The organism is Thalassotalea montiporae (assembly GCF_053485855.1).
Map to the genome: position 1 here is coordinate 369211 of NZ_JBQRUO010000003.1, position 23777 is coordinate 392987.

15 protein-coding genes are annotated in these 23777 nt (G+C 45.0%); 5 read left to right on the forward strand and 10 right to left on the reverse strand.

From position 1 onward, the window contains the following. Positions 1–225 precede the first annotated feature (225 nt). From gcvP to gcvT, 3 genes are all read right to left on the reverse strand, one after another. Positions 226–3129, reverse strand: coding sequence for an aminomethyl-transferring glycine dehydrogenase (gene gcvP, locus ACSLUR_RS12300; RefSeq protein WP_448554930.1), 2904 nt, complete (start codon positions 3127–3129; stop codon positions 226–228). Positions 3130–3212: 83 nt separating this feature from the next. Further along, positions 3213–3602 carry a glycine cleavage system protein GcvH gene (gcvH, locus tag ACSLUR_RS12305; RefSeq protein ID WP_116000968.1) on the reverse strand — a complete coding sequence of 130 codons (390 nt, stop codon included), beginning with the start codon at positions 3600–3602 and terminating at the stop codon, positions 3213–3215. Positions 3603–3708: 106 nt separating this feature from the next. After that, complete coding sequence (gene gcvT, locus ACSLUR_RS12310; RefSeq protein ID WP_448554932.1) at positions 3709–4809, reverse strand: glycine cleavage system aminomethyltransferase GcvT; 1101 nt, start codon at positions 4807–4809, stop codon at positions 3709–3711. A gap of 597 nt (positions 4810–5406) precedes the next feature. On the opposite strand from gcvT, the gene ACSLUR_RS12315 reads away from it, so the two are divergent. Genes ACSLUR_RS12315 through ACSLUR_RS12325 form a run of 3 tightly spaced genes read left to right on the forward strand, consistent with a single transcriptional unit; the run spans position 5407 to position 10651 of the window. After that, the gene (locus ACSLUR_RS12315) at positions 5407–6462 is read left to right on the forward strand and encodes an efflux RND transporter periplasmic adaptor subunit (protein WP_448554934.1); all 1056 of its coding nucleotides are present in this window, start codon (positions 5407–5409) and stop codon (positions 6460–6462) included. Position 6463: 1 nt separating this feature from the next. After that, complete coding sequence (locus tag ACSLUR_RS12320) at positions 6464–7549, forward strand: efflux RND transporter periplasmic adaptor subunit (protein ID WP_448554936.1); 1086 nt, start codon at positions 6464–6466, stop codon at positions 7547–7549. Between the two features lie 3 nt (positions 7550–7552). Further along, positions 7553–10651: an efflux RND transporter permease subunit gene (locus ACSLUR_RS12325; protein ID WP_448554938.1), complete on the forward strand. Its 3099-nt coding sequence runs from the start codon at positions 7553–7555 to the stop codon at positions 10649–10651. Between the two features lie 68 nt (positions 10652–10719). Here the strand turns inward: ACSLUR_RS12325 and ACSLUR_RS12330 are convergent, their stop codons facing one another. From ACSLUR_RS12330 to ACSLUR_RS12340, 3 genes are all read right to left on the reverse strand, one after another. After that, the gene (locus ACSLUR_RS12330; protein ID WP_448554940.1) at positions 10720–13167 is read right to left on the reverse strand and encodes a beta-glucosidase; all 2448 of its coding nucleotides are present in this window, start codon (positions 13165–13167) and stop codon (positions 10720–10722) included. Positions 13168–13318: 151 nt separating this feature from the next. Next, positions 13319–15610: a TonB-dependent receptor gene (locus ACSLUR_RS12335; RefSeq protein WP_448554942.1), complete on the reverse strand. Its 2292-nt coding sequence runs from the start codon at positions 15608–15610 to the stop codon at positions 13319–13321. Between the two features lie 96 nt (positions 15611–15706). Next, a complete protein-coding gene (locus tag ACSLUR_RS12340; protein ID WP_448554944.1) occupies positions 15707–17017 on the reverse strand; it encodes a sugar MFS transporter in 1311 nt (436 codons plus the stop codon). A gap of 513 nt (positions 17018–17530) precedes the next feature. Between ACSLUR_RS12340 and ACSLUR_RS12345 the strand changes: the two genes are divergently transcribed. Beyond that, on the forward strand, positions 17531–18571 hold the full coding sequence (locus tag ACSLUR_RS12345; protein WP_448554946.1) for a LacI family DNA-binding transcriptional regulator: 1041 nt from the start codon (positions 17531–17533) through the stop codon (positions 18569–18571). Between the two features lie 77 nt (positions 18572–18648). Here ACSLUR_RS12345 and ACSLUR_RS12350 read toward each other — a convergent pair whose 3' ends face one another. The 4 genes from ACSLUR_RS12350 to ACSLUR_RS12365 all read right to left on the reverse strand — a co-directional run bounded on the left by ACSLUR_RS12350 (position 18649) and on the right by ACSLUR_RS12365 (position 23230). Next, positions 18649–19905 carry an FAD-dependent monooxygenase gene (locus tag ACSLUR_RS12350; protein ID WP_448554948.1) on the reverse strand — a complete coding sequence of 419 codons (1257 nt, stop codon included), beginning with the start codon at positions 19903–19905 and terminating at the stop codon, positions 18649–18651. Positions 19906–19966: 61 nt separating this feature from the next. Next, a complete protein-coding gene (gene ubiH, locus ACSLUR_RS12355; RefSeq protein ID WP_448554950.1) occupies positions 19967–21256 on the reverse strand; it encodes a 2-octaprenyl-6-methoxyphenyl hydroxylase in 1290 nt (429 codons plus the stop codon). A 24-nt stretch (positions 21257–21280) separates the two neighbouring features. Continuing rightward, positions 21281–22612: a Xaa-Pro aminopeptidase gene (gene pepP, locus ACSLUR_RS12360; protein ID WP_448554952.1), complete on the reverse strand. Its 1332-nt coding sequence runs from the start codon at positions 22610–22612 to the stop codon at positions 21281–21283. A 51-nt stretch (positions 22613–22663) separates the two neighbouring features. Next, on the reverse strand, positions 22664–23230 hold the full coding sequence (locus ACSLUR_RS12365) for a UPF0149 family protein (RefSeq protein WP_116000974.1): 567 nt from the start codon (positions 23228–23230) through the stop codon (positions 22664–22666). Between the two features lie 236 nt (positions 23231–23466). Between ACSLUR_RS12365 and ACSLUR_RS12370 the strand changes: the two genes are divergently transcribed. Continuing rightward, on the forward strand, positions 23467–23772 hold the full coding sequence (locus ACSLUR_RS12370; protein WP_116002442.1) for a cell division protein ZapA: 306 nt from the start codon (positions 23467–23469) through the stop codon (positions 23770–23772). The last annotated feature ends 5 nt before the right edge of the window (positions 23773–23777 follow it).

Below are 23777 nucleotides of genomic sequence, written 5' to 3' on the forward strand. Positions count from 1 at the left end.
ACGATCTAGGGAATAGTTATTGACTTTCAGTGGGATAACAAACGCAAGAACTTGAATCGATATGAGCAAAAGCTATGTTTGATTTGTATGAAAGACAGCTAACTTTTGCTTAACATAAAGGTACAAAAAATATAAAGGTATAAAAAAGGCGAATCAGAGATGATTCGCCTTTTCATATTTCGACTAGCTAGTCGTAAACTTTTTTACTAGTGATCAAACTTGCAATTAGTCTTTATAACTCTCAATACTCGGGCAAGAACACACCAAGTTACGGTCGCCATAAACATCATCAATTCGATTCACTGTTGGCCAGAATTTGTTTGCGGCAGCAGCTGGCACTGGGAATACAGCTTCTGCAACTGTGTAGGCTCTATCCCAACCAGCATCGGTGATATCCGCTAGCGTGTGTGGTGCGTTATGCAGCGGGTTGTCTTCTACTGTCCACTCGCCCTGCTCTACTTTGCGGATTTCATCGCGAATGCATACCATAGCTTCAATAAAGCGGTCGATTTCGACTTTGCTTTCTGATTCGGTTGGTTCAATCATTAATGTGCCAGCCACAGGGAATGACATCGTTGGTGCGTGGAAGCCGTAGTCCATTAAACGCTTTGCCACATCCATTTCGGTAATGCCTGACGCTTCTTTTAATGGGCGCATATCAACAATACATTCGTGAGCAACACGGCCATTTGCACCTGTGTACAAAATTGGGAAGTGCTCGCTTAGCTTCTTCGCTAAGTAGTTGGCGTTGGTGATAGCGTATTTCGTTGAATCGGTCACACCTTTTTTACCTAACATGGCGATGTAAAGATAAGAAATACATAAAATGCCCGCTGAGCCAAATGGCGCGGCAGATACAGCATCGTTACCTTGTGTGCTTTCTTTTACGTTCACTAATGGGTGATCTGGTAAGAAAGGCGCTAAGTGCGATTTTACACCGATTGGTCCCATACCTGGGCCACCACCGCCATGCGGAATAGCAAAGGTTTTATGTAGGTTTAAGTGTGATACATCAGCGCCGATAAAGCCCGGCGAGGTAATACCCACTTGTGCGTTCATGTTGGCGCCATCAAGGTAAACTTGACCACCGTTGGCGTGCACTACTTCACAAATTTCGCGCACGGTTTCTTCGTAAACACCGTGTGTTGACGGGTAAGTGATCATAATACACGATAAGTTTTCGGCCATTTCTTCCGCTTTCGCTTTCAGATCGGCCATGTCCACGTTACCGTTTTTATCACAATCAACCACCACTACTTTCATGCCAACCATTTGCGCCGACGCAGGGTTAGTGCCGTGTGCCGAAGATGGAATTAAACAGATGTTACGGTGACCTTCACCGCGACTTTGGTGATATTTGTGAATTGCGATTAAACCAGCGTATTCGCCTTGGGCACCTGAGTTTGGCTGCATTGAAACCGCATCGTAGCCAGTCAACTCAACTAACCATTTATCCAACTCGCCAATCATTTCTGCGTAGCCTTGCGCTTGGTTAACTGGCGCAAATGGGTGCATATTGGCAAACTCTGGCCATGACACAGGGATCATTTGTGCTGTCGCATTAAGCTTCATGGTACAAGAGCCTAGCGAAATCATGGAATGGTTAAGCGCTAAGTCTTTGTTTTCTAATTTTTTGATATAGCGAAGCATTTCAGTTTCGCTATGGTACGAATTAAATACTGGGTGCGTAAGAATTTCAGATTCACGCACTAATTCCGCTGGAATTGACGAGTGACCACAATCAACAATTTTCGTGTCTAGCGCTGCCACATCTAAACCATGACCTTCGCCAAGTAGCACATCAAATAACACCGTAACGTCTTCACGTGTTGTTGTTTCATCGAGTGATACTGAAATTTGGCCGTTTACGTCGGTACGTAAGTTAAGATCGGCTGCTAAAGCACGGGCAACAATCTCGTTTTTGTTTTCGACATTAAAGGTTAAGGTATCAAAGTAGTTAGCGTGAATTGCTTGTAAGCCTTTAGTGGCTGTACCTAAACATAAAATGTCGGTGAAGCGATGAATGCGATTCGCGATGGTTTTTAGGCCTTGCGGGCCGTGGTAAACCGCGTAAAACGCTGCCATGTTGGCAAGCAATACTTGTGCAGTACAAATGTTTGAGTTCGCTTTTTCGCGGCGAATATGTTGCTCACGGGTTTGCATTGCCATACGCAGTGCTTGGTTACCACGGGTATCTTTTGAAACACCAATAATACGACCCGGCATCGAGCGCTTGTACTTATCTGATGTTGTAAAGAAGGCTGCGTGTGGGCCACCGTAGCCCATAGGCACGCCGAAACGTTGGCTTGAACCAATTACCACGTCTGCACCTAACTCGCCTGGGGCTTTAAGTAGCACTAAGCTCATAATATCTGCCGCTACCGCTACAATACCTTTTTTCGCTTGTACTGCTTCAATTAATGGGCGGATATCAACAATTTCACCCGTTGCTGTTGGGTATTGCAATAATGCACCGAAGACATCGTGCTCACCTACGGTAGCCGCAGGTGCTACGATAATGTCAAAACCAAAGAATTCGGCACGGTTTTTCACTACGGAAATAGTTTGCGGGTAAACTTCTTCTGCAACAAAGAATGCGTTTGATTTTTTGTTTTTGGAAACGCGTTTTGCCAATGCCATGGCTTCAGCCGCTGCGGTACCCTCGTCAAGCAATGAAGCAGATGCTAAGTCTAAACCTGTTAGGTCTAAACACATTTGTTGGTAGTTCAGTAATGATTCTAAACGGCCTTGCGCGATTTCTGGTTGGTATGGCGTATATGCTGTGTACCAACCTGGGTTTTCCAATACGTTACGCAAAATCACATTCGGTGTAAGCGTTGGGTAGTAGCCTAAACCAATGTACGAAGTGTTCACTTTGTTCTTGCTAGCCACGGCTTTTAAGTCGGCTAGCGCTTTCACTTCTGTTTTGCTTTCTTCAATCGCTGGCAAGTCTGCTAGGCGAATATCGTTGGGGACAATTTCGTCAATTAGCGCGTCTACCGACTCAGCGCCAATATCGGCAAGCATGGCCTTGGTTTGCGCTTCATCTGGGCCAATGTGGCGACGAATAAAATCTTGAGTTTGTTCTAAATCACTTAGCGTTACTTGTGCTTGGGATTGAGTAGTCATAAACAGCTTCACTAAAATTTGCGTACGTATTTAAAAAAGAAAGCCCCGAACAGGGTTCAGGGCTTGTATATATGGTTTAACGATTAGTCTTCGTCAATTGAGTTTTCGTAGCCTTCTGCGTCTAGTAGGCTTTCTAACTCGCTTTCATCTTCAATTTTTACTTTGAACATCCAGCCGTCGCCGTAAGCGTCTGAGTTTACTAGCTCAGGTGAGTCTTCCAGGTCTTCGTTAACTTCAACCACTTCACCAGTGACTGGCGCGTAAATGTCTGACGCTGCTTTTACCGACTCAGCTACTGCAACATCGTCACCAGTGCTTACGCTGTCGCCTACTTCTGGTAACTCAACGAATACCATATCGCCTAGTAATTCTTGTGCGTGCTCGGTAATACCGATAGTCACAATACCGTTGCCTTCGTTACGCACCCACTCGTGTGATGTTGCGTACTTTAACTCAGAAGGAATGTTGCTCATTTTTCTTGTTCCTAATATTTAACGTAATTTGTGAAGTGAATAATCCCACTAAAAATATAGAGGAATTAGTTCACAGATCAACTAATCTTTTGCTGGCAAATTTGACTTAAAACGCCTTTTTGCCATTGCGGGCGAACGATGGCTTAATCACTTTCACATCCACCAACTTCTTGCGCATTTCAACTTGCACGGTGTCTTCTAATTTAACGGCACGCGGTACACGCGCCATGGCAATTGAGTGACCTAAGGTTGGCGAGAAAGTGCCAGATGTAATTACACCTTCGCCGTGCTCAGTGATCACTTTCAAACCTGAGCGCAATACGCCTTTTTCTTCTAGCACTAAACCCACTAGCTTAGGTTGGTCGCCAGCAGCACGCTGCGCAGCAATCACTTCTTTGCCGACAAAGTCACGCGCTTCGTCGTCCCAGCTAATCGTCCACGCCATGTTTGCCGCTAGTGGCGAGATTGATTCGTCCATATCTAAACCGTAAAGGTTCATACCCGCTTCTAAGCGAAGCGTGTCACGCGCACCTAAACCACAAGGTTTTACACCAGCATCAAGTAGTTGCTGCCATAAATCGGCTGCTTGCTCATTTGGCAACGCGATTTCATAACCTGCTTCACCTGTGTAGCCAGTCGTTGCGATAAATAAATCACCCGCTTGTGCTGAGAAAAATGGCTTCATGCCTTCAACAGCAGCTTTTTGTTCTTCACTTACCATGTTAGCAAGTAAGGTTGCTACTTTTTCTTTCGCTGTTGGGCCTTGTACGGCAATCATGGCGAATTCTGGGCGCTCGGTAATGGTGACGCTGAAATCTTTTGCTTGCTCAGCAAGCCAAGCTAAATCTTTTTCACGCGTCGCAGAGTTAACCACTAAGCGGTAATCAGTGGTTGAGAAGTAGTAAATAATCAGGTCATCAATCACGCCACCTTCATGGTTACACATGCCGGTGTAAAGCGCTTTGCCTGCCACATCAAGTTTCACGACATCGTTAATCACTAAACGGCGCAGAAAAGCCTGAGCATCGTCCCCCTTAATATCAACAATGGTCATGTGTGATACATCGAACATACCGGCGTCTTGGCGCACTGCGTGATGCTCTTCAATTTGCGAGCCGTAGTTAATTGGCATGTCCCAGCCGTGGAAATCGACCATTTTTGCGCCCGCTTCAATATGCTTGGCGTGAAGTACGGTTTTATTCGTCATAGTGCACACTCTTGGTTTGCATCACATTAACTATAGAAGTTTCGGTGAGCTTGTTGATATTAATCTTTAGCCAATATACGAAGGCTATTTCGCAAAGCTTTAGTTGCTCGCCCAGGCCTAGTCATTGAACATTCGCTGTATAGTCGCTAACGATTTACAAAAATTAACGAAAAGTATAATCAAGCACGCTTGTTGATTCAACAATCTAATGCCTGTTTATGAAACATAAATCAGCTTACAACCTGCAAACAAAATTTTATTTCAATATTCCTTTTCGTTCGAAATTAAAATCAATCATTATCAACATTCTTTTAATGAATAATTGATAATTCGCTTTACAGCAATTGCCTAACACTTTGATAACAATCGTTAACAGCATTAACCGCCAAAAAAACAGACAATTATCACCGACATTGGACACCTGTTAGACCTAGCAAGTAATTAGCAAATCACGACACTTGTCATCTTGTTGTGATAACGCGCTAGTAAGCTTAGTTTTGCTTTATTTGGCTTAACTGCTGACAAATTTGAAAGGCAGATAATTAGTAATTTTGTGCCATAGTTAAGTCTAGCCAGCATGACATCACTGGAGAATGTATGATTAATAACAAGAAAAACGCACTGGGGGTAATGCTGATGGCACTACTTGCCGCCAGTTGCTCCGAGCCACCTAGCGTTGATTATTCCGCGACCATAAGAGCGGTACAAATGATGAACATAGAGTTGGTGACCACTAAGGTACAGGCTTTTCCCGCGAAAGTTGAAGCCAGTAAACAAGCGAGTTTATCGTTTCGAGTACCAGGCAAAATTGCCAAATTTCATGTTCGCGCCGGCGCTTTGGTTAAGCAAGGGCAACCGCTGATTGACTTAGTGCCAACCGATTACCGAATCGCAGTAGAAGGACACCAAGCAGATTATCAACTAGCCAAAGTGCAGCACGAGCGCTCAGAGGCATTAATTGATGAGCAGTTGATTTCACAAGATCAGTTTGACCAAACTGAAACTGCGCTCAAAGTTGCCGAAAATGAACTTGAGCAAGCCAAAACTGACCTTTCATACACCCATATCTCAGCGCCATACGATGGCCGTGTTGCCGCCACTTACTTCAAAGCACATGAATACGTGCAAGCACTGCAACCGGTGATGTCAATTCAATCGGAAAATGCCGTTGATGTCGTAATGGAAATACCTGAACGCTTAATTGGTGCCTTGCGTCGCTCGCATTTGCAAGTGAACCAACCAACTGTAAGTTTTGCGGTGAAACCAGATCAGCAATACACAGTGTCAATTAAAGAGATTGAAACGATAGCAGATCCAGAATCAGGCACCTTCACCGTTACCATGACGATGCCTAGCCCTGATGACTTGAACCTTTACCCAAGTATGGCAGCTACTGCCAACGTTGAACTTGTGCTTAGCGAAGACAGCTTAACGCAACGCATTCCTAACAGTGCAGTTATGAACGAAAACGGCCAACACTATGTTTGGCGCGTTAGCGCCGATAATCAACTGGAGCGTGTCAGCATTGAACTTTCACAAGACGGCAAGCTAATAAGTGGTTTGCTTGATGGTGACCGCATTGTTACTGCTGGAGTTAACGAGCTTACTGCTGGTCAAACGGTAACTGAGTGGATTAAGGAGCGAGGGTTATAATATGAAATTCTACAATCAAATAGCACTAGTATTGCTCGCCCTTGTCACGATTGCTGGCTGCACTCCCGCACCTGCACCGCAAGTGCAACCGATTAGAGTAAGTGTTGAAACCATTCCTGAAATCAGCAATGAAAAACTACAAACCTTCCCAGCCGTAGTTCACGCCAGTGAATTAACCAAACTGAGCTTCCAGCTTAATGGCGAAGTAAACGAGCTGATTGCCACCGAAGGGATGGAAGTTAAAAAAGGTGAATTACTTGCCAAGCTTGACGACACCTTATTGGTACTTGCGGTAAGTGAGGCGAAAGCAAAAGTTGAGCTTTCAAAAGTACAAGCGGCACGAGCCAAACAAATGGTCGATCGCGGCAATATGCCAGAAAGCACTTACGACGAGCTTTTAGCGCGTTATGAAATTGCCCTTGCTCGCTACAACTACGCACAAAGCCAACTAGATTATGTGTATTTACGTGCACCGTTTGACGGCATTATTTCTGATGTTGCCATTGAGCGCTTCCAAGCGACTACTATAGGTCGCCCGATTATTACCATGCACAAGCTGGACATGGTGGAAGTTCGCATCGACATGCCTGATATTTTAGTTGCCAGTGCCGACCAGCAAAAAGTCGACGGTCAACAACATACTGTTGACGTCAAATTGGATGCTTACCCTAACCAAATATTCAAAGCGGAATACAAAGAGCACACAACTGAGCAAAATGAAGAAAACCGCAGCTTCACCTTAGTGTTGGAAATGCCATCAACACAGGCAAAACCAGTGATTCAAGGCATGCCTGGCAGTATTTCTCTAGATTTAGCTCAAATTGAGCGCGATTCAGCTTATTACTCAGTGGTGCCGCTTCATGCCGTGGTATTGCCTGACAGCTATTCATCATCAAGCTTTACTTCAATTATTTGGCGTCTTAACGGCACACAAGTTGAGCCAGTAGAAGTTACCCTTGGTCGACTTGTTGATAAGTCTCATGTTGAAGTCATTGGCGATATTAAGCCAGGTGATAAAGTGATCACCAAAGGGCTGCATTATTTGCGCCGCGGAACTGAAGTTATTGTTGCCGAGAAGGAGGCTTAGTCGATGAGTATCGCTGAATATTTTATTAAGAACAAAGTGATCAGCTGGATGTTTACGCTGATCTTGCTCGTTGGCGGCACCCATGCCTACTTCGGCTTAGGTCAACTGGAAGACCCTGATTTTACGATCAAAGATGCCTTGATCAACACCTCATACCCAGGTGCTTCTCCGCTGCAAGTGGAAGAAGAAGTCTCGTATGTCATTGAAAAGCAGCTAATGACGCTGGCTTACATTGACAAAATCACGTCAATTAACAGCCGTGGTTTATCACAAATTACCGTTAGTATGAAAAATACCTACGGTCCTGATGAGCTGCCGCAAATCTGGGATGAGCTGCGCCGTAAAGTTAACGACATTAAAGCCCAATTACCGCCAGGTGTGAATGAGCCGCAAGTTATCGACGACTTTGGTGATGTTTACGGCATTATGTGGGCCGTTACCGGTGACGGCTTTAGTTACCAAGACTTGAAAGATTATGTTGATTTTCTCAAACGTGATATCGAGCTTATCGACGGGGTTTCAAAAGTTTCTGTGGCTGGCGAGCAGCAAGAAACGGTATTTATTGAACTTTCAGCCAATAAACTAGCGAACTTAGGTGTGCCACCGGGTTCAATATACAATGTGCTACGGGCACAAAATGTTGTGCAAAGCGCTGGCGCAATGCGCAGCGGCCCAGATTATATCTATGTGCACCCTACGGGTGAGTTTAAGTCAGTTAAGCAACTTGAAGACTTAATTATCTCTAGCCCGAGCAGCGATCGCCTGATCTACTTAAAAGACGTGGCTACCATTAGCAAAGGCTTCCAAGAAGTACCGCGCAACTTAATCAACTATAACGGTAATCAAGCCATTAACATCGGTGTGTCTTTTGTCACGGGTGTTAACGTAGTTGATGTTGGCACGCGCATCGAGCAACGCATGGCAGAGCTGGAGCAGTATCGCCCTGCTGGTATGGTTGTCGGTGAAATCTACAACCAACCTAAAGAGGTAGATAACTCAGTTGCCGCCTTTATGCTTAATCTAATTGAAGCGGTCGTAATCGTTGTCGTTGTATTACTTGTCTTTATGGGCATTAAGTCTGGCCTATTAATTGGTTGGATCTTATTACTGACCGTACTAGGTACCTTCTTGGTAATGAACCTATACGACATTAACCTGCAACGTATTTCACTAGGTGCGTTAATTATCGCCCTAGGTATGCTGGTGGACAACGCCATTGTTATTGTCGAAGGGATACTGATTGGCCAAGCCCGAGGGCAAACCAAACTGCAAGCAGCCAATGCCATTGTTAAACAAACCATTTGGCCATTATTAGGTGCGACAGTAATTGCCATTACCGCCTTTGCGCCAATTGGCCTAAGCCCTGACGCCACGGGTGAGTTCGCAGGTAGCTTGTTCTGGGTACTACTAATTTCACTCTTTATTAGCTGGATAACAGCGGTGACCTTAACACCATTTTTTGCCAGTTTATTATTTAAAGAAACGCCAACTTCACTACTTAATAACAACAAAGATGGCGACAAGGGCGGCGAGCAAGATGACCCGTACAAAGGTGCGATCTTTGTTTTCTACAAAGCGTTTTTAAACATTTGTATGCGTTTTAAAGCGTTAACCATCATTACGGTTGTTGCCTTGTTTGCCCTATCCATTGTCGCTTTTGGCTCAGTTAAACAAGCTTTCTTCCCACCATCAACTACGCCTATATTCTTGGTAGATTTATGGATGCCAGAAGGCACTGATATTCGCCATACTTACGAAATTGCACAAGAAATTGAGCAGCAAGTCATGAGTTATGATGCGGTTGAACACGTGACTTCAACTACAGGCCAAGGTGCGCAGCGCTTTATGTTGACCTACGAAACAGAGCGCAGTTACGCAGCTTATGCTCAGCTGATGGTACGTGTTGACTCATTCGACAACGTTCTAGCGACAATGAAGAATGCACAGGCTTATATCGACCAAAACTATCCTGAGCTGCTAAATAAATTCAAGCGCTTAGAAATTGGCCCATCGCCTGCAGCAAAAGTTGAAGTAGAAATTACCGGTCCAGATCCAGACACCTTGCGCACACTAGCAACGGAAGTGATTGGTATTTTCCGAGAAGCCGGTGGTACGGTAAACGTTCGTCACAACTGGCGCGAGCGCACTAAGGTGTTTGAACCTCAGTTTAACGAAACCCAAGCACGTCGCTTAGGTATCACCAAGGAAGACGTTGATAACACCTTGCAAATGAACCTTTCTGGGTTAACGGTTGGCTTGTATAAAGAAGGCACATCATTACTGCCAATTGTGACACGTACACCGGAAGATGAACGTCCATCGTCGGCATCAACCATTCAAATTTGGTCGCCAATTTACAACCAGTTAGTGCCAATTAATCAAGTGATTACTAGCACAGAACTGCGCTGGGAAGACCCGATCATTATGCGTAAAGACAGAAAACGCATGATCACAGTAATGATGGATCCAGACTTTAAAACCAATGAAACCGCTGATTCGCTGCGCAATCGAATCTTAGCGCAAGTGGAAGCTGTTGAGTTGCCGCAAGGTTATAGCATTAACTGGGGCGGTGAATACGAAGACTCGCAAGACGCTTCTGAAGCGATATTTGCCTCGCTACCTGTTGGCTATTTGTTAATGTTCTTGATCACAGTATTCCTGTTTAATGCAGTGAAAAAACCACTGGTGATTTGGGCTTGTGTACCGCTAGCGTTAGTTGGTATCGTCACAGGCCTGTTAGTACTGGATAAACCGTTTGGCTTTATGGCGCTGCTGGGTATGTTGAGTTTATCAGGGATGCTGCTGAAAAACGGGATTGTCTTGCTTGATCAAATCAACAGCGAACTTGCCGCCGGCAAAGAGCCTTACCTAGCAGTGTTTGACTCAGCAGTTAGTCGTGTGCGCCCTGTGTCTATGGCGGCGATTACAACGATTTTAGGTATGATGCCACTCTTGGTTGACGCCTTCTTCGAATCGATGGCAGCTGTGGTAATGTTCGGTTTAGGTGTAGCAACAATCCTTACGCTAATTGTTGTACCTGTCCTATTCTGTTTATTCCACGGTATTCAATACCGACCATTGGAAGATGTTTACAAAAACTAATTGAGTTTTACTGCGTCTTATCGCTGCCCCTAAAAATTAGGGGCAGCACACTTATAAACTTTCTCTTTCTATCTCATTATATTAAGCGTTTCACTCGCTGTTAGGCGTGTCAGCTTATCGCTAACAATATATTCCTTATCCACCGTAAAGCTGAACTGCTGGCGAATATCACGAGATGATGCGCCAATAAACACTTGGTATTTGCCAGGTTCTACAATCCAACGTGAGCTTTGCTCATCAAAAGATGCTAAATCGCGTAAATCAACTTTTAGACTTAGTCGCTCGCTTTCTCCAGGTTGTAGTTGTCGTGTTTTATTAAATGCTTTTAGCTCTTGAGCCGGCTTAGCCAATTTTCCCTGTGGTGCGCCGACGTATAACTGTATGGCTTCTTTACCAGTAACCAGCCCAGTATTAGTCACGTCAATTTCAACATCTAACCCGAGTTTATGGAAACTAAAGTTTGGTGATTTGTAAGCAAACGCGGTGTAAGACAAGCCATAACCAAATGGGTATGCAACGTCTTTAGCAAAAGTATCAAAATAACGATAGCCAACGTAAATATCTTGATGATAATGGGTACGAGAAGGTTTGCCCGAAGGCATATTGATGTATGGATTAACAATTTCCTTATCTTCAAGCACTTCACCAGGGAAGCCGTCTACGTTAGGTAAATCTTGGTAGCGCAGCGGTATAGTTGCCGTCAGTTTGCCAGACGGATTCACCTTGCCCGTCAACACATCAACAGCGGCATTGCCCGCTTCCTGTCCTCCTTGCCAAACCAGTGCAATGGCATCCACTTTATCTCGCCATGACGCAATTTCGATTATGCCGCCAACATTAAGCAACACGACAACTTTTTTGCCTTCTTTATGAAAAGCGTTGGACACCTGCTCAATCAATTGCTGTTCTTTATCCGAGAGCGTAAAGTCGTTCGCTATTTGCCGGTCGGCAAATTCACCCGCATTGCGACCGATAGTGATTAAAGCAATATCAGCTTGTTTGGCTTTTTCCGCAATTAACTCAGTTGACACGCCCATTTCACCAATTGGTGGTGGCAGTAAGAAGTGGAATTTGGGTTTAGGCTGTTTTGCTTTTTCTGTGGCTATATATTCGCTGTAGCTGCTTTGCAATTGGTTATCTATCGAAAACCCAGCTTGTTCAAGCCCTTGCGCCAAGGATACAGTGTAAGCTTCATTGACATCACCACTACCAGAGCCACCAGCGATAAAATCAAACGAGGTATTACCAAATGTTGCAACCGACTTAACATGTTTGGCAAGAGGTAATGCATTGCCATTATTTTTCAGTAGCACAATACCTTCGGCGGCGGCATTGCGAGCCAAAGTTGCATGCGCTTGCAGATTTGGCTTATTGCTGTATTGATAATTTTGCATCACTGGTGAGTGAAAAACAGTATTGAGTACTCTGGCTAAATTTCTGTCGATCGCTTGTTCAGTTAGTCTCCCTTGCTCAAGGCCATCGATAATCTGCTGTTCATTGGCTTTGGAGCCTGGCATGATCAAGTCATTACCCGCTGCCACTTGCTGCGCCGAATCATCACCAGCAAACCAATCACTCATTACCAAGCCTTTAAAGCCAAGTTCATCGCGCAGTACGTCAAGTAGCAATGAATTTGATTGTGAAGCATAAGTGCCATTTACCTTGTTGTAGGAACTCATTACTGCCCAAGGTTGTGACTTGGCAATCGCGATTTCAAACCCCTTAAGGTAGATTTCACGCATCGCTCTGCCACTAACCACCGTGTCTAAATGCATACGGTTAGTTTCAATATTATTCGCAACATAGTGCTTTATAGTGCTGCCAATACCGTTTGATTCAACACCATTGACCATAGCTGCCGCCATATTGCCGCTTAGCACTGGATCTTCTGAATAGTATTCAAACGCTCGGCCACCAAGCGGATTTAATTGAATATTCATGCCAGGTGCCAGGAATACATCTACACCATATTCCTTTGCTTCTTGCCCCATGGCTGCCCCCACCAGCTCTAACAACTTGGTATTCCAGCTTGACGCGAGTAAAGTCGCCGTTGGAAAAGCCGTTGCATAGTAGGTTTGTTCGTCATCCTGACGATGCGGGCTTATGCGCAAGCCCGCGGGTCCATCTGCTAGCACAATGGAAGGGATACCGAATTCTTTTAATGGAAAGGTCTCGCCTGCTGCGCCCGGTACTTTATTTGAGCCGCCAATGGCGTCCATGGTAAAACCGGTGCCCATTAACATATTAATTTTTTGCGTTAGACTCATGCGCGCAATCAAATCTTGCACTCGTTCCGCAACCGGTATAGCTGGATTTTCATAGCGTTCCAACTGGCCGTTTTTGTTCAGATCATAGAGGTTTAGATCATAAAGGCTCAGATCTTGTTTCCGCTGTTCCTGTTCAGGCTTATCACCCGCAGAATAGGCAAGTACTGCGGTCGAGCAACTGAGTGTAACCGCCAGCAATGATGCTGTCCTTAATTGGCGCGCCAGAGAATGAGAAGAAATTATGCTCATAGTTTTCCTTTTATTTATAAGGTGCTGTGTTGACTTAGTGTTGAGATGGAGTGCCTGCGAAACACAGGCACTTGTCTTGCGTATGACTGTCAAGTTCAGTCTTTTTGCACGAGATAGGCGTACTCGTTTTTTGCGTTAGCTCGACACAGGGTTAAAACTCATAACCAACACGCACGCCAAATAAGCGCGGGTCAGCAAAATTTACAGTACCGTCTGTTAACAATGGGTAATTAACCGAAATTTCTGCATGAGAAACGGTTAGCTCGTTTTCTAAGTTCTTAGCAAAAAGCTGCGCATACCAATCATCTTCTGGACTGTGGTAGGTCAAAGTAATATCTGACTTGGTAAAACTTGGTTGTTCAAACTGGGCACGCAACGGCGTTGATTGAATAAAGTATTCGTCACTCCAACGACTACTCAAAGCCAGACTTAGCATGCCGCCATTGCTTAACTCATGATCATATTGGTAGCCCAAACGAACTACCCATTCGGGAGAGCGATCTAGTGACTGGCCTTCAAAATTAACACCCGGTGCTATGTTGTAGTCATCGTAACGAGCGTCTAGCCAAGTGAGGTCAAGATCAATGCGGCTACTGGAAGTTAATTGATAGCGAGTTTCTAGCTCAACACCATCAATACTCGCTTCCGCGGCATTAGTCGTGATCTGACAAGGGCCACCACACAAATTGGTATTTTCAGACAGTTGTAAATCTTTGTAGTCATAGTGAAAATATGCGCTATTGAGGGTTAGTCGGTTATCCAGAAAACGAGTTTTTACACCAACTTCATAGGAGGTTAGTGTTTCTGGCTGATAAAATAGCGCCTCTTCTGGCAACGGACTATTACAGTTTGCCTGCCCCGCTAAACAGCCATCGTTAAAACCACCCGCTTTATAGCCTGTAGCGATACTCGCGTAAAACAAAGAGTAGCTGTCTAAATCATGCTCTAAGCCAAGTTTCCATGTTGTTTCATCAAAGGTGCGTTCAGCATCGTTAAGAATATCGCCAGCAGTAAAATTAATTGGATCATCAACATTGCTGTGGAAGATGGTTGCACCACGTCGCGACTTTTCGTCTTCGGTATAACGTATACCCGCCGTCACGCGCCAATCATCACTCAAACTATAAGTGCCCTGTGCAAACGCACCAATTGATTTCGATACCGTTGGGTCTTGTGGAAAACCAAAAATATAGCCAGGGTTGCCAGGTACTGGGTTCAATAAGCCAAATAGTAATAACTCTATCGCCGAATGCTCGCGAAAATAATACAGGCCAGTCTGCGCTTGCAAGTTTTCGCCATCGTAGGCTAAACGAAGCTCTTGCGAGTTCTGTGCATAATCGCCAGTAAAGGTACTACGAACATTAATGGGTAAGTTAAATTGCGGGAATACACCGATAAAGCTAGTGTTTTGTTCATCACGGGTAAATTCGCGATACGAGCCTAGGTAATACAAGGTATAATCACTGTTTATTGACCAACTTAGCTCAGCATGAACTCCCCATGTATCATTGTCAGCGCGATCTTCAAAAGGTCTGGCAAATTGCAACGCCAACATATCATCATTGCTAACGCCATTGCGGTAAATAGGTGCAGTGCCGAGTTCGCCATCTGCTGGCGGATTATCAGGGAGCTGGTATAAATTACTTACAGGCACTTGATCGACCAGCGAACCTTCAAGGCTAGCATAATCTGCGCGAACTAAGATTTCGAAATCATCAGTCGGCGCATAAAGCGCGCTAAGCCTGAAAGACTGATTGTCCTTGTAGGGGTCAACATCAATGGCTGTACCGCTTTGATTTTCTAAAAAGCTGTCTCGACGCTCAATGTTAACCGCCGTTCGAATGGCAAAATTATCTCCCACTGGCAGGTTAAATACCCCTGTCGCTTGCTGACTGCCATAATTGCCTAAACCTAGTTCAAACGAGCCTTCGGTATAATCTAACTCAGGTCTTCTCGCAATGACGTTGACTAGCCCAGCAGTTGTATTTCGGCCATATAAGGTGCCTTGTGGCCCTCTTAGCACTTCAACACGAGCAATATCAAAAAATGACACTTCTTGGACTTGCGGGCGTGCGATGTAAACACCATCCAGTAAAAAAGCCGCAGAGGGATCGCCCTTTTCCGTGTTATCCGTACTGGTGACGCCACGAATGGTAATTTGCAAGCCATTGTTACGATCAATGGACAAGTTAGGCACAACATCGGCAAGTGTGCTTGGATTTGTCACCCCTGCATCACGCAAATTCTCGCCAGTGGCAGCACTTAACGCAACTGGCGTTTTCGAGGCCAATGACGCTGTACGATTGGCGGTGACGGTAATTTGTTCGAATGCTTGCTCATCATCACTTGTTTGCTCAGCAACTGCCTGTTGGCTCAATGCACTCAGTACAAGTAAGCTGCTAGACAAGCCTAAGTGACAACTATGCTTTCTCCCCTTAAACATAAGTTTTCCTTATTGTTGTTAATTAATTTTGTATTTTTGTGGTTTGGTTCTTGTATTTATGATTTTTGAATCTATCTTGCAGATGCCCGCGAGCCGTTATGGTTCGCTTGAAGGATTGGAAATAGGCGCAGCATCGCGATGACAATCTTGTTGTGTTTTGTTTGCAGCATCGGTGATTAGTGTGTATGCGCAATAACCGCCGTAAAAGGCAATATAGATGTAGCAGATTAACGGCAAGACAAAGGACAATTGAACTCCCCAACTATCAGCCATAACACCTTGCAATAACGGGATAAGTGCGCCACCAACAATGGCTAAACATAATAGCCCTGAGGCTTGACTGGTTAGCTTACCCAAACCACCAAGTGCCAAGCTAAAGATGGTTGGAAACATGATTGAGTTGCACAAACCTACCGATAAAATAGCGAACATCGCCAATTGTCCTGAGCTAGATATTGCCAGCAGTATCAATGCGGCGCTTACTAGAGCGTTAATGCTCAGCAGTAATGCCGGAGAAATTCGCGTCATCACTGCTGCACCAATAAAGCGTCCCACCATGGCTCCGCCCCAATAGTAGGCAAGGTAAGTAGCCGCTTGGTGCTCCTCAAGGCCAGCAATATCTGATTGACCAAGAAAACTAACGATAAAACTGCCGATAGCGACTTCCGCACCGACATATAAGAATATGCCCAGCACCCCCAACATTAATTTCGGGCGCTGCTGCAACATCTCCCAAAGTACGGGTAAGGTAAGCTTTTCTTGAAAAGATTGTGCCTGCTGCTCTGAGCCTACTTCTGGTAGAGAAAAACGAGCGATAAGGATGGCAATTAACAGCAAACAAAAAGCGAAACCAAGGTAGGGAACTTCAACTGCTTGCGCAGCAACACCTAAAATAATGCCACCACCAACCAATGGCGCGACTACTGTGCCAAGCGCATTAAAGGCTTGTACCAAATTTAGTCGAGCGGGTGCGGTACCTGTATGCCCTAGGCCATTGACATAAGGGTTGGCTGCAACCTGTAAAACAGTAATGCCTGCAGCCAAGACAAATAGCGCGAGAAGAAACAAACCATATTGCTGCACCGCTGCCGCCGGATAAAACAAAAAACAGCCTAACGCAGCAATCCCCAACCCCGTCACCATACCTCGCTGATAACCAATTCGGTTGACTAATAACCCAGCGGGAATTGACACAATAAAATAGGCACCAAAGAAACAAAACTGCACCAACATTGCTTGGGTGTAAGTTAACGCAAACAAGGCTTTAAAATGCGGGATCAATATATCGTTAAGACACGTTAGGAACCCCCAACAGAAAAATAACAAGGTTAGTACGCCAAATGCCGAGTAGTCCGATGTGATATTTTTCACAATACTTGGCTGTGACTGCTGCGATAAGCTGTTCATACTTCCGAATTCCCCTGTTTCATCGCCCTTCCTACTGAGCTTTTGTTAGCTCAATTTTTAAGATGCTTTTGTTGTTATTGTTAAATTGTTGCTAGTTATTATTCGAAAAAAGCGTTAGGCACTTACCGCCTTACAGGGCAGCTTTAAGTCGCGGTAAAGCTGCCCCCTAATGAATTGCTTGCTTGTTCTCAAGCGTCGGTCGTGACAACTAAGCGATCTTGTTTTAACGACAATCCGAAATAGCACGACTCACCCTGTCTATTTATTAAACTACGATCAAAATGACATCGTTGTCAATTTAATTGAAAATTAAATATTAAACCCAACGAAATAAATAAATTAAAACAATTAAATACAAACACTTAAAATAAAGCCTTGCATATTGACAACAATAACAAAAACCTACTTAAAGTGCATGTTCGAAAAAGCTAAACTCACACTATTAATTTCCTGATATACTGCGAATTATTAGAAGCTTAACGGGCAGCTGGGTTGCCATTTAAAGAGGGATGAATGAGCACAAGCAAGTCATTAACAGCAGCAAGCGGCGCAACAATTAAAGATGTTGCTAAGCACGCCAATGTGTCGATAAAAACTGTATCTAGAGTGCTAAACGAAGATGACAACGTTCGTGATAAGACCATTGCTAAAGTGAAAGCGGCCATCACAGCGTTAGATTACAAGCCCAATCTACATGCCCGTAAACTGCGTAAACAAATGTCGTATATGCTCGCAGTACTTCATTGCCATCCTGAAGAACCCATTGCCAGCCGTTTGGTGCAAGGTGTTTACAACGGCTGCAATAAGGTTGGTTTCGATATGCTACTGCACCCATGCGAACCAGATAGTGACAACTTAGTTAACGAAATTGTTGAAATGGTGCAGCGCACACAGGTGGATGGCCTGGTGGTTGGCCCGCCGCTGTCAAACAATAGTGAACTTACTTCAACACTTCATAAACTCAACATCCCTTTTGTCAGCCTGGCTCCTAAGCTGCCTTACCCCTACCCATACGTCGCATCACAAGAAAGAGCTGTAGCAAAACAAGTTACTGAGTATTTAATTTCGTTAGGACATAAAGCCATTGCGTTAATTATTGGCCCCAGTGGTCACGGTGCAGCTGAGTGGCGACTTGAGGGTTACCAAGATGCCATGAAAGAGGCTGGTTATGAGCTACCTGAAGCAATGATTATTGAAGCCAAGGGGGATTTTACCTCAGGTGAGAAAGCAGCACGCAAGTTACTTAATAGCGATGTTAGGCCAACGGCAATTTTTGCGACCACTGACAGTATGGCATGTGGCGTTTACAAAGTTGCCGCGCAACTAAACATTAAAATCCCAAGTCAGCTCTCAGTCATTGGTTTTGACGATGTTCAGTTGGCTCAACAACTTTGGCCAGCTTTAACCACAGTGCGCCAACCAACCGCGGAACTCTGTGACAATGCAGTTCGTATGCTAGTGAGTATGGTGAATGAAAAACGTTGGGATGTCGAAAATACAACTGACTTAGACTGCCAACTGATCGTGCGAGACAGTACAGCGCCCTGTACTTAGCCCTATAAATTCAGCATATGCTCTAAGTCTTTAGAGCTTTGCAATTTCATTGCTACGCTGTTGTCTCGCTATTGAAGTTACTGCGAAATCTCTGGCAGGTCGCCGCTAAGCCCCATCGCTTGTTTAATCATTTGCTGTTTCACCGCCGGAATGTGATTGATTAACCCCATGCCTAGGCCACGTAGCAATTTGATTGGCGCGATTTGTGGCGTGAAACTCTGCTTGATGGCTTCCATCGCCGTAACCATTTCAAGCGCTTCTGCGCGTCGCCAGCGGTTATATTGACTGAGCATTTTATCGCTGTACCATGCGCTGTTAACGCTATTAGCACCAGTAGCGCTTGGTTGCGAGCTGTTTTCACTGTGATAGTGCTCGCTAATAAGCTGGGCAAGGCTGGCTGCATCTTGCAGACCTAAGTTCACTCCTTGTCCTGCCAATGGGTGAATCGTATGAGCAGCATCACCAATGAGCACAGCGCGCCCTTTAGTAAATTTATGGGCTAAACGCATGGTAAGCGGGTAACTTTGTGTGTCACTGGCTAACGTCACTTGGCCTAGCTTGCCATCTGAGGCAGCGGTTAGCGCTTTTGATACTTCGCTAACGTCTAACTGTTGCAAGCGCTCGGCTTCTTGTGGCGAAGTGGACCACACAATTGAGCATTGATTGGTATTATAAAGCGGCAAAAATGCCAGCGGCCCTTGAGGCAAAAACACTTGCCATGCGGTGTCTTGATGGCCTAACTCACAATCCACTGTCGCCACTAACGCGTGATTGTCGTAGTCGCGAAACGCCATGGTCATATCAAGTTGTTGACGCAGCCAAGAGTTTGCGCCATCTGCGCCCACTACCAACTTGGCCATCACTGGCATTTGGCTGGCAAAACTGGCGAACACTTCATGGTCGCCCATGGCAATGTTTTGCAATGGCTCTTGGGTAAGTAAGCTAATGCCGTTATCTGCATCAGCTTGTTGCCATAGTGCATTGCGGATCACTTTATTTTCAATGATATAGCCTAAGTTCTCGCGATTACGCGCGTCACTTAATTGATTGATATCGAAATCTAAAGCGCCGATATTTGCCTTGTCCCAAACATGCATATGACTATAGGGCTGCAAACGCTGCTGGGTAATTGCTGACCATACGCCAAGATTATTAAAAAATTGCTCACTGGCAGCATTAATCGCACTAACTCTAAGCTCTGGCGCTTGCGCAAGCTCTGTGGGCTGGTTAGGTTCAACAATAGCGATGGTTAAATCGGTTAGCTTTCTGACCGCTAAAGCGAGACTTAAGCCAACCATACCACCGCCAATAATAAGCAAATCGTATTTCTGCATTCTTTATTCCTGTATCTCGCGCTTAGCGCCAGTAACCCTCAAACGTCGCAACCCACAAGCCTTAGTAACCCATAGTTTTATTGACAAATGCTTTTTGCAAAGGAGAGAGATAGTTCATGACTTTCAAGCCAATATTACGTCCCGCCAACAGTGGCGGTAGGTCATTAGAAAACAAGGTTACCATGGAGTCGGTGAGCTTGATAATCGCTTGCTGATCAGATTCGCGCATAACTTGATATTGATTAAGCAACTTGGCATTACCTAGGTCAAGTTCGCCGCTGGCAATTTGTTGCTGCACTATGTCAGCCAGTACTAAGTCAGCCAGTACTTTGACATCTCGTAGCCCTAAATTAAAACCTTGGCCTGCAATCGGGTGAATCGTGTGTGACGCGTTACCCACCAGTGCCATGCGGTGATAGCTTTGCTGCTCGGCTTGCACTAAACTGAGCGGGAAAATAGAACGTTTACTGGTTGACTGAATACTACCAAGCCAACGCCCAAACGCCTGTTCAAGTGCCAAACAAAATGCTTTATCGTCAAGCTCGCTTATCTGCTGCGCTTGCTCTGGCGGTAAAGTCCAAACTAATGAGCATTGCTGATTGGTCATCGGCAACATGGCAATCGGCCCATGCTCAGTAAAACGTTCAAAAGCGCGATTATTGTGCGGCAGCTCTGGACAAACGTTGGCGATCACCGCCCATTGCCCATAATCTTGTTGTGAAGTGCCAATTTTCGCAACCTTGCGGCACAGCGATTGGCCACCATCACAAGCGATTACAAGTTTTGCCTCAATATCAATAGGCTCAGCTTGAGCGCCAGAAGCTAGCTTGATATTGGTATGCTCAGCCTTGATAGTTAGCTGTTCAATTTGGCTATCGGTGTACCATTGAATTGGCTTGTTATGCTCATCGGCTGTTTTGAGTGCAGCAAGTAAGCCATTGGCGATACTCGCGAGCGGAATAACATAGCCAAGCGCTTCAACTTGGTGATCTTTTGCCTTAATACGCGCCTTGCCATAGTTTCCACGATCTGAAATATGAATCGTTTCAATCGGGTTAGAGTCATCTGCCATTAGCGCCCATACACCAAGCGAACGCAGGTACTCAACACTGCCATGTGAAAGCGCGAGCACGCGATCATCAAAGGGATTAATTTGGCTTGGTTCAAGCTTGGCCGCTTCAATAATGGCAAGTTTACTGTGCTGGGCAATGTTAGGCTGTTTTAACAAGCTAACCGCCATCAATAAACCAGACAAGCCACCACCGACTATGCTGATATGGACTTGTTGTTGAGTTTGTTCTTTCGTCTGTTTTGAAGTGCTTTGGCTCATATTGCTACTTTCAGCGCTCATACCACTACTTTTACCAACCAGTTCTTATTTTGACTCAGCCATTAATGCTTCAATCGCATCAACCGTTTTAGGTGCGCTGACCGTTAAATTTTCATAACCGTGCTCGGTAACTAGCACATTGTCTTCAATGCGCACCCCTATGCCCTGCCACTTGTCTGCAACATCACTTCCTTTGGGAATATATATGCCAGGTTCTATGGTCATCACCATACCTGCAACAAACGGGCGCAACTGCTGACGCTCTTCGTTGGCGTGATAATCACCCACGTCATGCACATCTAACCCTAGCCAGTGGCCTAAACCATGAATAAAGTATTGCTTACACGCTTTGTCAGCAATTAGCTCGGTTAAATCGCCCGTTAAAATACCAAGGTCGTATAAACCTTTGGTGAGGATGTCGCAGACCAAATCATTAAGCGCCGCTAGTGTGTTACCGGGTTTGATAGCCTCAATTGCCGCCTGCTGCGCATCAAGCACTAGCTGATAAATCGCTTTTTGTGGCTCGCTAAATTTACCGCTCACTGGAAACGTTCGCGTAATATCAGCCGCATAGCCAGCGAGTTCGCCGCCTGCGTCAATTAATAGCAAGTCACCGTCATTTAATGCTTCATTGTTGTCGGTGTAATGCAAAATATTGGCATTGTCGCCACCGGCAACTATTGAATTGTACGCGGCATACCGCGCGCCATTCACGGCAAACTCATGCAGAAGCTCTGCTTCAATTTGGTATTCAAACTTACCCGCTTGCGTGGCTTGCATCGCTCTTTGATGTGCTTGACCGCTGATCACGTTCGCCTGACGCATTAACGCAATTTCACGCTCGGTTTTATGCAAACGAAGTTCGTGAATAAGCGCTGAGCAGTTCACTAAACTCGCTGGCGCACGCTTACCAATGCGACTTTTAGCGGCAACTTGCGAAAGCCAGTCGGTGGCAAGCGCCATGGTTTCACCGTCATCAAAGCAGCACAACACTTTGTCGACCTGTGAAAAATGCTCAACCGCAAATTCATCGATATCATCGATGCTAAGCGCTTGCTCAACACCAAATTCTTGCTTGGCAAGTTCAGGACCAACGCGGCGACCGTGCCAGACTTCCATTTGTGGATCTTTATCGCGGCAAAACAGTACACTTTGTTGCTCGGCAGACTTAACCAGCATCAACACCGCTTCAGGTTCATTAAAACCCGTTAAGTAGTAAAAGTTTTTATTCTGACAAAACGGATATTCGGTATCATTGCTGCGCGTTACTTCGTGCGCAGCGCTTACGATGGCAATACTGTTGCTTGGCATCGCGTCAAACATGGTTTGACGGCGCGCAACGAATTCTTCAACAGGTAACAATGTATGTTTTAGCATGAACCGCCTAATGACTTTTCTCGGTTAGTGAATAGTTAGCTTAATAAATGATTAGTGAATCGTTTTTTTATCGTCTGTGCTTGGCGGGCTAGCAAGCTCAGCAAAGCACAGTAAAACAGAGACTTTTACATACTCCGCAATTTCGTAATAAGCTTGCTCAGTGGCTTCATCATCATCAATTTCATCGGATAAATTAGCGATTTCACTAAAGTCAGACAGTACTTCTTTAACATCTTCAGACGCCACTGCATTGTCTTTTTGCTGCAAGCCATAACCTAAGTTAAAGCCCTGAACCCAGTGACCCAAGCCATTGGCGCGCTCTGCGATGGTATCGTCATCATCAGGCAGCATTAATTTAAAGCCAAACGAGTCATCTAGTAGTGACTGCCAAATTTCGCTATACACTTGCTTGATGGCCGATTTAACTGCCAATGGAAAGCCTTCGCCGTTGTTAAACATATCGTTAAGCATGGCAAGATAGTCAGTGCTTTCAAATTCATAACCTGAGGCAATTAAGCCGGTTAATACGCCATGAAGTTCACTGGCATGAGCTTGCAGGCTTTCTGCACTTAATGTGGCTTGCAAATCAGCAAAGTCGAGTAAAGATTGATCAGACATAAAAGTTCACAAATGTCATGGTATTAGATACCGCTAATCGTACCATTGCCAAGCCATTTGACTCCAGTTAAAAACACCTAAGCACAGGCTTTTGTCAGCTTATTTGGCGTTTGATCAACAAAAAATGCCGCAAACTCAGTAAATTCACCAGCTTGCGCAACGAACTACTTGCATCTGCTTTTTCAGATGGCTATAGTTCGAGGTTATTATTGATTTATAAGGAATTCGCTCCGCCGATGCGCAATAAAGTTGAAATATCCGTCGCAGGTCGAAAGCTTAAAATCGGTTGTCCAAGTGGGCAAGAAAGTGCGTTATTCGCCGCCGCTGCCGAGCTAGACAAGCGATTGGCCGCATATAGCGACAGCGAAACCATTGCGACAACTGAGCAGGCAATGACTATGGTCGCGCTTAATCTTGCTCATGATTTGCTTGCGGCAAACAAGCAACGAGAAGTTGAACAGCAAGAAACCCAAAATCAAATCAACTTATTGCAGGAAACCATAGAACAAGCCCTGGTTTCGCAAATCGATAAGTCTGCATAACTTGG